Source organism: Lachnoclostridium phytofermentans ISDg, from assembly GCF_000018685.1.
Taxonomy (GTDB): Bacteria; Bacillota; Clostridia; order Lachnospirales; family Lachnospiraceae; genus Lachnoclostridium; species Lachnoclostridium phytofermentans.
The window spans coordinates 3,520,178-3,533,043 of sequence record NC_010001.1; the positions used below are offsets into that span (position 1 = coordinate 3,520,178).

Genomic DNA, 12,866 nt, shown 5'->3' on the forward strand with positions numbered 1-12,866 from the left:
TGGAAGTTTTGAAATCATATTTCATCCCATTTATACCTTATGACTTATTCCCTAATTCTCTCCATACAGAACATAACATTGTTACAATGCAGGCAGTTCCTCCAAGAAAATTTGAAATTGGTTCCGCTAAGAAAACTCCATTCGTCCCTAGATGTCCAACTCGAGGTAATAAAAGTGTTAATGGAACAACAATAATTGCTTTTCTTAATAAGGAAAAGAAAATCGCATATTTTGATTTTCCAAGAGCGACAAAGGTTGCTTGCCCTACAAATTGAAGCGACATCATGAAGAATCCAAAATAATAAATTTTCATAGCCGGTACCGCTGCTTTTATTAAATCCGGCTCATGATTAAATAAGCGTATGAAAAATTCAGGAAACCAATTCAGTAGCCCCCACATAACTAAAGTATAGGAAATCGATGTTACCGCCATGAATTTGATTGCTTTTTTTACACGTTTATATTCTGATGCTCCATAATTGAATCCCATCACAGGTTGCGCACTGTTTGTAATTCCGCTTACAGGCATGCTGATGATTTCACGAACAGAATTGATTACCGTCATTACGCCCACGTACAAATCTCCGCCATAGCTTTGTAATGTGGTATTACAAGCAATCTGAACTGCTCCATTGGTTGCTGACATAATGAATCCAGACATTCCAAGTCCGGTGATTGCCTTGACTCGTTGGAGAGATAGTTTCATTGTTTTTCGTCTTAACTTTAAAATTGTCTTTTTTCCAGTTAAAAATTTTAAGATCCATAATGCAGAAATCATTTGTGATATTACGGTAGCAATTGCAGCACCTTGAACTCCCATGTCAAATACAAAGATGAGAATTGGGTCTAAAAAAATATTCGTTATTGCTCCAATTATTACGGAATACATACCAATTTTTCCGAAACCTTGGGCATTGATAAAGCTATTCATCCCTAGTCCTATCATAACAAAGACGCTACCGAGCAGATAAATCGAAATATACTGATTAGCAAATGGGTAAGTTGCATCACTTGCCCCAAATAAATATAACATCGGCCGTTTTAGCAGAAAGCAAGCAAGAGTAATAAATAATCCGGAACTTAGAAGTAAAGCAAAAGAGTTTCCCATAATCGCTTCCGCTTCTTCATTATCCCCTCTTCCCCTTGCTATGGAACATAGTGGGGCTCCACCCATACCAAACAAATTCGCAAAAGCAATGATGATTGTAATAATAGGGAGTGTCAAACCCATACCGGTTAATGCTAATGTAGCATCTTTTGGCAACAAACCTATGTACATTCTGTCTACAATATTATATAGAACATTTACTAGCTGTGCTAAAGTCATTGGGATTGCAAGTTTTATTATATTTCCAACTACGCTTCCTTTGGAAAAATCATTCGTTTGTGCCATCTTATCTTCCACCCTATTTCTGTCTTGATACGTAATTACGGAAGGATACTAAACCATACCCTTCCGTAATTTTAGACCCCTTATTTCAATATGTCAAGTTTCTCACTTTTGTAGACCTAAAGTTTCTCACTTTTTATAGCCCTAAAGTTTTTCACTTTTTATAGACCTAAAACTCACGTAACATAAGAGTAACTAAGCTATATTGTATTTTGACGATTCCTACTCAACTATATCTCTTCTTTATTAGAGCAGTAGTAAAAACGTCCCCAGTACAATGAAAGCTAATCCAATGAAGGCTTTTTTACTCAGTTTTTCTTTAAAAACAAAATAAGAAAATGCAACGGTAATTACGATGCTTAATTTATCAATAGGTGCAACTACGCTCGCTGGGCCAGTCTGTAGTGCTCGATAATAACATAACCAGGAACCACCTGTTGCAAGACCTGATAAGATTAAAAACAACCAACTTTTCCGATCTATATTTTTTATAGTATTTTGCTTTTTGGTTACAAACACCACGATCCAAGCCATGATTAATACAACAACGGTACGGATCGCAGTTCCAAGGTTCGAATCGATATGTTCAATTCCAACTTTCCCAAGTATAGAAGTTAAACTGGCAAAAATTGCAGAACCAAATGCATATAAGATCCATGCATGTCTTTCACTGCTCCTATTTTTTTCACTGCTCTTATTCTTTTCACTTCGTTTTTTTTCTATCATCAGGTAGGTACCTGCTGCGATTATGATATAAGCAATAGCTTTTACTACAGTTACACTTTCATGAAGAAATAAAAAAGCGAAACAAAACGTTAATACCGTACTAGACTTATCGATTGGAGTTACTTTATTAATATCTCCAAGTTGTAATGCCTTAAAATAACAAAGCCATGAAGCACCAGTAGATATTCCTGACAATATTAAAAATATCCAGGTCTTAACGGCTATATTACCAATACCCCCTTGGCTATTCACAAGGAATACCATAATCCATGAGAAGATGAGAACTACAATCGTCCTTAATGCAGTCGCAACATTAGAATCTGTATTTTTAATTCCACACTTCGCTAAAATAGCCGTTAAGCCTGCAAATAACGCTGATAAAAATGCAAATAATATCCACATACCCTTCTTACATATTGAAAAACAATATGTTATCCTTTCCACCCATTCGCTTCAATGCACTAATTGAATTGATTTCCTTTTTGTATCCTATGAAATAACAAATCTGTTAATGTCATTATAATTTTAATACAATAGATGAAAAATGCAACTATTTTCTAATCGTAGCAATACAGCTGTTTAAGTGTATTGTAACTTTTCTATGAATAGAAAAGTGTCTTTCATACAAGTTTGTTGATATTTAAAAAATAATTATCATTCAAACTGGTTTGGTTGCTTAGTAAATAAATTTTATCGTTCAAACTGACTTGGATGCTTCGCGAAAAAGTCAACTCTTGGTTCCAAATATTTAAGCTCGTGTTCTCCTTCTGCGGATATAAAATAAGATAACGGTTCAAACACATGCTCCCAAGAAAAGAACTCTTTCCCGACTTTTAGATATTCTTGTATCATTTCACAACCTCTTGGCGCAATAGGATGAAGTAATATAGAAGTCGTACGTACACCATGGAAGCAATCAATTAAGAGCTGTTTTAATTTTTCTTTATCTTCAGATTCCTGTGCCATCTTAATTCCATTCGCCCATCGCTTATTCATAGAACGAATATACGTGTCTAATACATACGTAATACTATGAAACTCATGACGATACATATGCTCTTCGTATTTTAAAATCGTATCCTTCGCCTCATCAATTACCTCCTGACTTACAGCTCCTAACGGAAGCTTTCCATCGAAATCAGACTGTACCTGATAAAAACAGGAACGAATCAAACGGTTAAACACATTTGTAAGAAGATTGCCATCTTTTAATACCGGATCTGCACCTATCTGTTCTTCTTTTGGCAAATATACCTGCGGCATAAAGCTAACGCTCTTATTGGCTAATCCTAAACTTAAAAAATGGATTCTCAGTTGCTCATCCGTATAATAATCAAGAAGTTCACCAGCCATTGGAGGTTTGATATCAGAACTGCTGCTTGCTTTCTTATCCATAAATAAAATATGATTATTGGCAACAAGCATTGGAAGTTTTACCTTTGCCATATCAATATGATTTACCTCCTCACTAAAGAGAACTGCAAACATCGCCATCTCAGCTATTCCATAAAAGTAAATATTATCTTCACCGATAAATTGATACACTTCGCTATCCTCATGAAGAAAATAATCCTTCCATAATTCCTCGGCTTTCCCTTGAAGTTTTAAATATTCTCTAATAAATGAAATCGGCGCCCATAGAGATTCTGGCCATACCCAAAAGGTTAAATCTTCTTCACCTGGTACCGGAACTCCCCATTCGATATTTCCTGTTAAGCGAAATGGCACTAATGTTTTACCAGTACGATAGCGAAGCCCCCCTGCTGCTAAGATATCTTTTGCTCTATCTCTATCATTTAGATTTTTAAATACAAAAGTTACAGAAGGTTTCTTCTCCTCATTGATGGTTTCATGCGCTGGTAGCTTTTCTTCTAATTCTTTTAAATCCGCGATTTGCTTTTTTAATACATGCATTACTGGAGGTTTTAAAAATTCTTCAATTGTATTTAATAAATACTTTCTAGATACCGTATTCTTTCTTAGCCAATCAATCCTAGTCTGAAGCATTTCTGTGCAGTCTTCTAAACGGAAGTACCAATTATTAACCTCTTTCATAATTGGGGTTTTTCCTGATAAAGTGCTCTTTGGGTTTATCAAATCACTTGGCATATACTGATGTCCTAGGGAACATTCATCTGCATATCCATGTTCGGATTGACACCCTTCAATTGGACATTGGCCTACAACCTGTCTACCATTTAAGAACACATTAAAATCAGGATCATAAAACTGTGTTGTTGTCAATTTTTCTAAATAGCCTTGTTCTTTTAACTTTAAAAATACTTCTTCTGATACCTTCTCATGAATTTCACCAGCCTCACCTAGTGCAGAGGCTGCATAAAGGTTTGGAGATATCTGATATTATTCAAGTACTTCTTTTTGTTTTTCATGATTACTACGAACATAATCTGTGATCGATCCAACATTCTCATTCTCTTCTAGTTTTTTACGATAGCTTTCCAAAATCGGTGAGCCATAACAATCTGTTCCCGAAACAAATATTACATTTTCCTCTCCGATACGATCTCGCAAAAATCTTGCAAAGGTATCTGCATGAACAAACATACCACCAACATGGCCAAAATGAAGTTCTTTATTGCCATAAGGCATTCCTGCTGTAACAACTGCGCGCTTTGGAAAAACTGGACGCGTCTTTTCTTTTTTCCATTCAGACATAAAAAAATCACCTCTTGCGTTATATTTAGCAAGGGGCGAATGAATTCGCGGTACCACCCTATTTCATTGATACGTCACCATATCAACCTTATCAAGTACACTTAGATACTCTAGTCCTGTAACGGAGACAACCGTCATAGCATCAATAAAATAAGGCAACAACCATTAATATTCTGGTAATCATTAATTCTCTAGTAGCCATTAATATTCAGGTTACCATTATTTCTCCAGTGGTATTCATTAATTCTCTGGTAACCATTAATACTTGGTATTCCTAATTTTATATCCGTATGCAGCTCCGAGTCTTGTTTCACCATTCTTTCACTACCTTCTTCCACCAACCGAAGGCTCTCTGTAAGTGTTAGAAAGACTACTCTTCTCTTCCTAGCCTTTTTCTTGTTTTCTGTATTATAGTTTTAATCTTACATTATGTCAAGGGCTAATCGCTCTATGATTGTTTAATTGATACGCTAATCACTTAATTGAATTAGCCTTCTCTTATATTATAAGAATATATTTTAAGAATAACCAAGGTATACTCCTACTAATCCATATTCCGTAATATGATATCATTTTTGTTTATGCTATAATAACACTGATAAATCAAAGTTTGCAGGGGGTATTTATGAAAATCAGATGTGTTTGGGAACATAACGGAAACGATACGCTCCTTTATTCAGATAACTTTATCGGAGCATATACAAGGGGAAGATCAAAAGATATAGCACTGGAAAAAATGCAAGGAGAAGTGGAATCATATCTTAGATGGCAAAACGAATTGATCCCTGATTCACTTGTACCAGAGATAGTACAACAAAAGGAAAGTCAATTGCAAATTTGCGATGCAGATTCCGACATTATCTTTGATGAAGAAAAGAAACCTTTAACCAAAGAAGAGTATTTACGTTTGAAAGAATTGGCTTTAAAATCTGCAAGCGATTTTTTGAAATTATATGAAATGATTCCCGATAAAAATAAAAGCGTTTTACCAAAAAGAAAAACCTTTTATGGTGATGCACCAAGAACAGCTTATGAGATGTATGAACATACCAAAAATGTAAACTCATACTATTTCGGAGAGATTAATACTCAAGTTGATAACAAAGGAACAATTTATACGTGTCGAAAAAAAGGATTTGAATTATTGGAGCAGAATTCTAATTATTTGATCAATCAATTAGTTGAAAGTAGTTATGATGAGTTTTGGTCTTTGAGAAAAGTTTTGAGACGTTTTATATGGCATGATAGAATACATGCCAAGGCAATGTATAAGATGGCTATTAAGACATTTGGCTATAATTCGGTTGAAAATGTATTTAAATTTAATACATAAGTTCAAATTTATCGATTACCTTATAAATAAAGGGAGTTACAGAGAACTAAAATGTTGAATAAAATCTAACACTTTGGTTCCCTGCACCCCCTTTACTTATACGATATTATAGTGGCATACAATTAAATGGTACACTATAACATCGTATACTCTATAACATCTTTTATACTTATTTATAATTTACAATCTGTCCAAAGTCAGGTTTTAAGCTAGCGCCACCAACTAAGCCACCATCGATATCTGATTGAGTAAATAATTCTGGTGCACTTGCAGCTGTAACGCTACCGCCATACTGAATACGAATAGCTTCTGCAGTTGTTTCACCATAAAGCTCACCGATACATACACGGATTGCAGCACAAACTTCCTGAGCTTGCTCTGTTGTTGCTACTTTACCTGTACCAATTGCCCAAATAGGTTCGTAAGCAATTACGGTTGTTGCTGCTTGCTCTGCTGTTACATTTAAGAAAGCTATTTTAATTTGCTGACGAATCCAGTCTATTGTAATTCCTTGCTCTCTTTGTGTTAAGGACTCACCGCAACAGATAATTGGAGTAATTCCGTGCTCTAATGCCTTTAATACTTTCTTATTTACTGTAATATCAGATTCTGCAAAGTATTCTCTTCTTTCAGAATGTCCAATTATAACATATTTTACGCCGATATCAGTTAACATGTTAGGAGCGATTTCTCCAGTATAAGCACCACTCTCTTCATAAAACATATTCTCAGCACCAATAGAAATGTTTGATCCCTTCGCTGCTTCAATTGCAGTTGTTAAAGAAATCGCTGGTACACAAAATACTACGTCTACATCATCATTTTTAACTAATGGCTTTAATTCTTCTATTAACTTAACAGTCTCACTTGGAGTCTTGTTCATTTTCCAGTTACCTGCAATAATTTTTCTACGCATTGTTTGTTCTCCTTATTCTTTTTAGTCTATTATGTATGATGGCTGCTTGTTAGGAGCGCATACCGCTTCAAACAAACAGCCATGCATCGACTATTGTATTATAACCAATAAAACTGAAAAGATTTATAATTTTATATTATTTATCGTTAGCTGCTACTACACCTGGAAGCTCTTTGCCTTCAAGGAACTCTAAGGAAGCACCGCCACCTGTTGAGATATGAGACATCTTGTCTCCAAATCCTAACTGATTAACAGCTGCTGCAGAATCACCACCACCGATGATTGTTGTAGCATCAATATCAGCCATAGCCTGAGCTACTGCGATTGTACCCTTTGCATAATTAGACATTTCGAATACACCCATTGGTCCATTCCATACTACTGTCTTAGCACTCTTAAGAGCATCTGCATAAAGTTCGCAAGTCTTTGGTCCAATATCAAGACCTTCTTCATCTGCTTCGATTTCTCCACGGCCAACTATTCTGGATGGAGCATCGTTACTGAACTCTTTTGCAACTACTGTGTCGATAGGAAGTAATAAGTTAACACCATTCTTCTTAGCTTTTTCCATCATTTCTTTTGCATAATCGATGTAATCAGCCTCTAATAAAGAATTACCAACTTCTTCTCCAAGAGCCTTCATGAAAGTATAAGCCATACCACCACCGATGATAAGGGTATCTACTTTATCAAGAAGGTTGTTAATTACGGAAATCTTAGAAGAAACTTTAGAACCACCAAGGATAGCGACTAAAGGTCTTACTGGATTATTTACTGCATTTCCTAAGAAGTCGATTTCTTTCTGCATTAAGTAACCAACTACTGCTGTATCAACAAACTGTGTGATACCAACATTAGAGCAATGTGCTCTATGAGCTGTACCAAATGCATCATTTACGAATACATCGCAAAGGGAAGCAAGTTCTTTAGAGAAAGCTTCACCATTTTTTGTCTCTTCTGCTCTGTAACGAGTATTCTCAAGTAATACTACATCTCCATCGTTCATAGCAGCAACAGCAGCCTTTGCATTCTCACCAACTACAGTTGCATCTGCAGCGAATTTAACTTCTTTAGAAAGTAATTTAGCTAAAGCTTCTGCAACAGGAGCTAGGGATAACTCTGGCTTTGGCTCTCCCTTTGGCTTACCAAGATGGGAGCAAAGAATAACCTTTCCACCATCATTGATTAATTTCTTAATAGTAGGAAGTGCAGCTACAAGACGAGTATCGTCTGTAATCTTTCCTTCTTGTAATGGTACGTTAAAGTCACAACGAACTAAAACTCTTTTTCCTTTTACATTGATATCATCAACTGATTTCTTGTTTAACATACGTAAAACTCCTTTCTTTATCGAAACAGCGAAACGGCTTCCCCGTTTTTCTGCAAAATTTATTCTAGGTAGGAGATATTTTCTATAACAATACACCTATGTGGATGTAAATTCAAGAAATTTCCTAGTAATTTAAAAAATGGGTCCGGTCCATAAAGACCGGACCCATACTGGATCTTCTATTATGCTAATTCAGCGAAGTACTTGATTGTTCTTACCATCTGGCTTGTGTAAGAATTCTCATTGTCGTACCAAGAAACGATCTTAACTAAAGTCTTTCCATCAGGAAGCTCTGTAACCTTAGTCTGAGTTGCATCGAATAAAGAACCATATCTAATTCCAATGACATCAGAAGATACTAACTCTTCCTCTGTGTAACCAAAAGATTCACTAGCTGCTGCCTTCATAGCTGCATTGATGTCATTCTTAGTTACTTTCTTGTTAACAACTGCTACTAACTCAGTAGTAGATCCTGTTGGAACTGGAACTCTTTGAGCTGCACCGTCTAATTTACCAGCTAAATCTGGAATAACTAAACCAATTGCCTTAGCAGCACCAGTGCTGTTAGGAACGATGTTACAAGCAGCTGCACGAGCTCTTCTTAAATCGCCTTTTCTGTGTGGTCCATCAAGTACCATCTGATCACCTGTGTAAGCGTGGATTGTAGTCATGAAACCTTTTTCAATTGAAGCTAACTTGTTTAATGTATCTGCCATAGGAGCTAAACAGTTTGTTGTACAAGAAGCTGCAGAAATGATTGTATCTTCAGCTGTTAATGTATTTTCATTTACGCTGAAAACGACAGTAGGAAGATCATCACCAGCTGGAGCGGAGATAACAACCTTCTTAGCACCAGCATCAATGTGTGCCTGAGATTTAGCCTTGGATACATAGAAACCTGTACATTCAAGTACAACGTCTACTCCAAGTGTTCCCCAAGGAAGTTTAGAAGCATCTGCTTCAGCATAAATTTTAATTTCCTTACCGTCAACTACGATAGAAGACTCTTTTGCTTCTACTGTGTGTCCGTCATATCTTCCCTGAGCTGAATCATACTTTAACAAATGAGCTAACATAGCTGGGCTTGTTAAATCGTTGATTGCTACTACTTCGTAACCTTCTGCGCCAAACATCTGTCTGAATGCAAGACGACCGATACGTCCAAAACCATTAATTGCTACTTTTACTGCCATGATTAAATTCCTCCTAAATGAAATTTTATAATATACTGTCATAAATACTAACCAAAGTGGACAGCTATTAATTTATTTCTTGGATTGTTAAGATTTTGTCAAAGACTAAGCCTGACTATAACCAAAATCCTTCTCTATTTTACCCAATTTGTAATATAATTTCAAGCAAATTTTATTATTTTACTAATTATTAACACTTAGGCTATAATTCAACCTTTTCCATTCTTTTTTTTGTGCATTTTATAATTATAATTTTGTTAATAAAAATGATAGGGTTAATAATTAAGCTGACTTATTTTTGATTTGTATTGTAACTATTATTAACTTGAAATTATGTTTATATTTCCCTTGAACAAAATGTTAGTATTTATTTAATAGGCCCCATCTTATTGAGTGGCCATAAACGAAAAATTGCTCTTCCACCGATGTTTTCTTTTTTCACCGGACCTACTTCTTCATAGCGACTATCTAGACTTACAGTTCTATTATCACCAAGTACAAAATATTCATCCTCTTCTAATGTAATTGGATTCGCCGCAAGACCAGGTTTTCTTATTGGGTCTTTTCCAAAGTCTTCCTTCAGTAATTCACCGTTAACAAAGATATCCTCACCAATGATTTGAACTGTTTCTCCTGGCATGCCAATAATACGTTTGATATAATATTCATCATCTCCTTTTTCGTGAGGATAAAATACAATCACATCAAAACGTTTTAATTTGTCAAAGTGATAAGATATTTTCTCTACCCATAGATTTTCACCATTATGCAGTGATGTTTCCATAGAGTCACCTACTACAATTGTTCTTTGTAGTATATATCTTGGTACAATAAAAGCTGCAAAATACAAGGCCACTATGTAGATTAAGATTTCAAACACAATCCGTTTCCTCGAACTCTTTCCTTCTGTGTGTGCCACTTCAGTTTCTAAATCATGATAACCATCTACTTCTTTATCTTCCATGCTATCACCGCCTATTTATGTTTTACTATACCAAAATCTCTAAAAGGCCATATAGTGCACCACGCACGGCCCAATATGGAATCTTGTTTTACTACACCAACACTTGGATCTCTACTGTCTTTACTATTATTTCTGTTATCACCAAGTACAAAATATTCACCTTCTCCAAGGACGATTTTTTCACCAGCAATACCTGCACTCTTAATGAGATTTTCAAGTCCATAATTCTCATCTAAACGTTCTCCATTGATAAGAATTACACTATCCATAATTTGCACTGTTTCTCCTGGTAATCCAATCACACGTTTGATATAGTATAACTCATTATCATCCTCATAAGGCTGAAAAACAATGACATCAAAACGTTTTGGCTCTGATAGGCTATACGAAATTTTCTCTAAAAGCACATGGTTATTATTATGGAGAGTTGGTTCCATGGAACTTCCGTTTACTTCAACAGGTTGAATTAGAAAACGCTGTACTAACAACACAACTACAAATATAATGATAAAGTAAGCTACCGTCTCTATGGATTGTCGTAAAAACGATTTACCATCCTGCATTCCTTTATCGTTTTCCACAGTTGCTGTCTCCTCTATTTTAATGTCATTACGCATAATTTCCCTTTCATTGGAACAGGCTGTTGCAAGTCGTCCTATAAGACATCTTTACAACAGCCCTCACACTTGTTATAGCTTATTCATTTTCATTTTCGTCATCTTCGCTTACGATCTTTACTTTAGATTTGTAAAGCTCTTCCACTGCTATAGAAAGTGGTTTATTGCAACTACTTTCTGTTAAAGGTTCTGCACCGTCAATAATTTGTCTAGCACGCTTTGCTGTAGCTAATACGATAGAATAACGGCTGTTTACTACTGGCTGTTCGCCTGGTTCTACCTCGCTATTAACTACCTGCATTAAGTCATTATAAGATGGATGTAGCATTTTAATATCTCCTTCCTTGACAATCCTTAATTTATTTTATAGAGCTTGGAAAACTTCATTGCTTTCTATGCTCTCTCGTTGGTTCACACGATTTGCAATTGTCTCGGGAAGCAATGCTGACAACACAATCTGTCCAGTTTCCATAACAACAACTGCTTTGCATTTTCTTCCACAAGTTGCATCCACACAGCTGCCGCTATCTTTTGCATTTTGAACCATTCTTTTTACCGGAGCTGCCTCCGGCCGTATTACAGAAATTATCTTACCTGCATTTACTACATTACCAAAACCAATATTAATCAGTTTATTCAACTGTATCCCCTCTTACTCAATGTTCTGTATCTGTTCTCGTATCTTTTCAATTTCAGTTTTTAAATCGATTGCTTGATTCGATACAGCCAAATCATTCGCCTTCGACAAGATGGTATTAGCTTCACGGTTCATTTCCTGAGCAATAAAATCTAATTTTCTTCCTACATTTACTGCTTCATTCAGAGTGCTCTTCATATTGTTGATATGAGCCCGTAACCGAACTGTTTCTTCATCTACACAGATTTTATCAGCAAATATGGTAATCTCCGTTGCTAAAACACTCTCATCAATGGAGGTTTCTCCTAATAGTTCCTTCACTTTATCAGACAGCTTTTTGCGATATTCTGAAACGATTTGAGGTTCTCTTTCTTCGATAAATTCTACAATCGCTAACATGCCATCTAACTTTGCATGAATATCTTCTAACAAATGCTCGCCTTCTGCGATTCGTGTCTCCACAAATTTTTCTGCAGCTGCTCTTACTGTTTTCTCTAGCAAATCCCATAGTTCTTGTTCATCCATGGTCTGATCCTCAAGTGTAAAAACATCTGGAAATCTTGATAATATGGAGGCTCTAACATCATTCTCTATACCAAAATCCCGGCTCATTTTTTCGAGACCGTTATAGTATTCTCTTGCAATATCCTCGTTGTATTTAACGCAAGCTTTACCTTCCGTGTAATCCTCGTATGTAATAAATACATCGACCTTTCCACGGCTAATATATTGTTTTAGAACGTTTCGAATACCTGATTCAAAAAAGTTTAATTTCTTAGGCAATTTTACCGAAATCTCAAGGTAACGGTGGTTGACAGATTTTAGCTCTACTATCAACTTACGTTCCCCGGTATCAATCTCACATCTACCAAAGCCAGTCATACTCTTTAACATATCAGCTCAATTCCTCTCGTGATAAGTTTGAAAGAAAACTATAAATTTTCTTTCCTACGGATATTTATGCCTGCGTCGTTCTCGGTGCAAATATCAGCATTCTAAACGCGCATGTTTTCAGTGAAGAAGAATTTCTTCACACTTTGGAATAACTCCTGTGATTCTTAGTTAACCTATTGTCTCGATTAGC

At 35.8% G+C, this 12,866-nt stretch carries 12 protein-coding genes, 1 pseudogene and 1 other annotated feature; of the genes and pseudogenes, 1 reads left to right on the plus strand and 12 read right to left on the minus strand.

Annotated features, from left to right (window positions below):
• Window positions 1-37: 37 nt before the first annotated feature.
• The 4 genes and pseudogenes from CPHY_RS14860 to CPHY_RS22480 all read right to left on the minus strand — a co-directional run.
• Window positions 38-1,393 (minus strand): MATE family efflux transporter, encoded by a 1,356-nt coding sequence (locus CPHY_RS14860; RefSeq protein ID WP_012200880.1) that lies wholly within the window; start codon window positions 1,391-1,393, stop codon window positions 38-40.
• A 243-nt stretch (window positions 1,394-1,636) separates the two neighbouring features.
• Complete coding sequence (locus CPHY_RS14865; protein WP_012200881.1) at window positions 1,637-2,518, minus strand: EamA family transporter; 882 nt, start codon at window positions 2,516-2,518, stop codon at window positions 1,637-1,639.
• 288 nt (window positions 2,519-2,806) lie between these two features.
• The gene (locus tag CPHY_RS22475; protein ID WP_330370919.1) at window positions 2,807-4,030 is read right to left on the minus strand and encodes a class I tRNA ligase family protein; all 1,224 of its coding nucleotides are present in this window, start codon (window positions 4,028-4,030) and stop codon (window positions 2,807-2,809) included.
• 18 nt (window positions 4,031-4,048) lie between these two features.
• A pseudogene (locus CPHY_RS22480) lies at window positions 4,049-4,792 on the minus strand (class I tRNA ligase family protein); the annotation flags it as partial.
• A 28-nt stretch (window positions 4,793-4,820) separates the two neighbouring features.
• Window positions 4,821-5,187: a binding site (T-box leader), on the minus strand.
• 230 nt (window positions 5,188-5,417) lie between these two features.
• On the opposite strand from CPHY_RS22480, the gene CPHY_RS14875 reads away from it, so the two are divergent.
• The gene (locus CPHY_RS14875) at window positions 5,418-6,125 is read left to right on the plus strand and encodes a hypothetical protein (RefSeq protein ID WP_012200882.1); all 708 of its coding nucleotides are present in this window, start codon (window positions 5,418-5,420) and stop codon (window positions 6,123-6,125) included.
• Window positions 6,126-6,294: 169 nt separating this feature from the next.
• Here CPHY_RS14875 and tpiA read toward each other — a convergent pair whose 3' ends face one another.
• The 8 genes from tpiA to CPHY_RS14915 all read right to left on the minus strand — a co-directional run bounded on the left by tpiA (window position 6,295) and on the right by CPHY_RS14915 (window position 12,676).
• Window positions 6,295-7,041: a triose-phosphate isomerase gene (tpiA, locus tag CPHY_RS14880; RefSeq protein ID WP_012200883.1), complete on the minus strand. Its 747-nt coding sequence runs from the start codon at window positions 7,039-7,041 to the stop codon at window positions 6,295-6,297.
• A gap of 136 nt (window positions 7,042-7,177) precedes the next feature.
• Entirely contained in the window at window positions 7,178-8,371 is a 1,194-nt protein-coding gene (locus tag CPHY_RS14885; protein ID WP_012200884.1) for a phosphoglycerate kinase, read from the minus strand.
• Window positions 8,372-8,553: 182 nt separating this feature from the next.
• Complete coding sequence (gap, locus tag CPHY_RS14890) at window positions 8,554-9,564, minus strand: type I glyceraldehyde-3-phosphate dehydrogenase (protein ID WP_012200885.1); 1,011 nt, start codon at window positions 9,562-9,564, stop codon at window positions 8,554-8,556.
• A 367-nt stretch (window positions 9,565-9,931) separates the two neighbouring features.
• Window positions 9,932-10,528: a signal peptidase I gene (gene lepB, locus CPHY_RS14895; protein WP_012200886.1), complete on the minus strand. Its 597-nt coding sequence runs from the start codon at window positions 10,526-10,528 to the stop codon at window positions 9,932-9,934.
• Window positions 10,529-10,539: 11 nt separating this feature from the next.
• Window positions 10,540-11,109 carry a signal peptidase I gene (gene lepB, locus CPHY_RS14900; RefSeq protein ID WP_242657953.1) on the minus strand — a complete coding sequence of 190 codons (570 nt, stop codon included), beginning with the start codon at window positions 11,107-11,109 and terminating at the stop codon, window positions 10,540-10,542.
• A gap of 115 nt (window positions 11,110-11,224) precedes the next feature.
• On the minus strand, window positions 11,225-11,473 hold the full coding sequence (gene rpoZ / locus CPHY_RS14905; protein WP_012200888.1) for a DNA-directed RNA polymerase subunit omega: 249 nt from the start codon (window positions 11,471-11,473) through the stop codon (window positions 11,225-11,227).
• Between the two features lie 36 nt (window positions 11,474-11,509).
• Window positions 11,510-11,785, minus strand: coding sequence for a DUF370 domain-containing protein (locus CPHY_RS14910; RefSeq protein ID WP_012200889.1), 276 nt, complete (start codon window positions 11,783-11,785; stop codon window positions 11,510-11,512).
• A gap of 12 nt (window positions 11,786-11,797) precedes the next feature.
• Window positions 11,798-12,676 carry a YicC/YloC family endoribonuclease gene (locus CPHY_RS14915; protein ID WP_012200890.1) on the minus strand — a complete coding sequence of 293 codons (879 nt, stop codon included), beginning with the start codon at window positions 12,674-12,676 and terminating at the stop codon, window positions 11,798-11,800.
• Between the last annotated feature and the right edge of the window lie 190 nt (window positions 12,677-12,866).

Bases quoted from the DNA above. Each gene is read 5' to 3' on its own strand.
- CPHY_RS14860 (WP_012200880.1), bottom strand. From the start codon at position 1,393: ATGGCACAAACGAATGATTTTTCCAAAGGAAGCGTAGTTGGAAATATA.
- CPHY_RS14865 (WP_012200881.1), bottom strand. From the start codon at position 2,518: ATGTGGATATTATTTGCATTTTTATCAGCGTTATTTGCAGGCTTAACG.
- CPHY_RS22475 (WP_330370919.1), bottom strand. From the start codon at position 4,030: ATGCATGTATTAAAAAAGCAAATCGCGGATTTAAAAGAATTAGAAGAA.
- CPHY_RS14875 (WP_012200882.1), top strand. From the start codon at position 5,418: ATGAAAATCAGATGTGTTTGGGAACATAACGGAAACGATACGCTCCTT.
- tpiA (WP_012200883.1), bottom strand. From the start codon at position 7,041: ATGCGTAGAAAAATTATTGCAGGTAACTGGAAAATGAACAAGACTCCA.
- CPHY_RS14885 (WP_012200884.1), bottom strand. From the start codon at position 8,371: ATGTTAAACAAGAAATCAGTTGATGATATCAATGTAAAAGGAAAAAGA.
- gap (WP_012200885.1), bottom strand. From the start codon at position 9,564: ATGGCAGTAAAAGTAGCAATTAATGGTTTTGGACGTATCGGTCGTCTT.
- lepB (WP_012200886.1), bottom strand. From the start codon at position 10,528: ATGGAAGATAAAGAAGTAGATGGTTATCATGATTTAGAAACTGAAGTG.
- rpoZ (WP_012200888.1), bottom strand. From the start codon at position 11,473: ATGCTACATCCATCTTATAATGACTTAATGCAGGTAGTTAATAGCGAG.
- CPHY_RS14915 (WP_012200890.1), bottom strand. From the start codon at position 12,676: ATGTTAAAGAGTATGACTGGCTTTGGTAGATGTGAGATTGATACCGGG.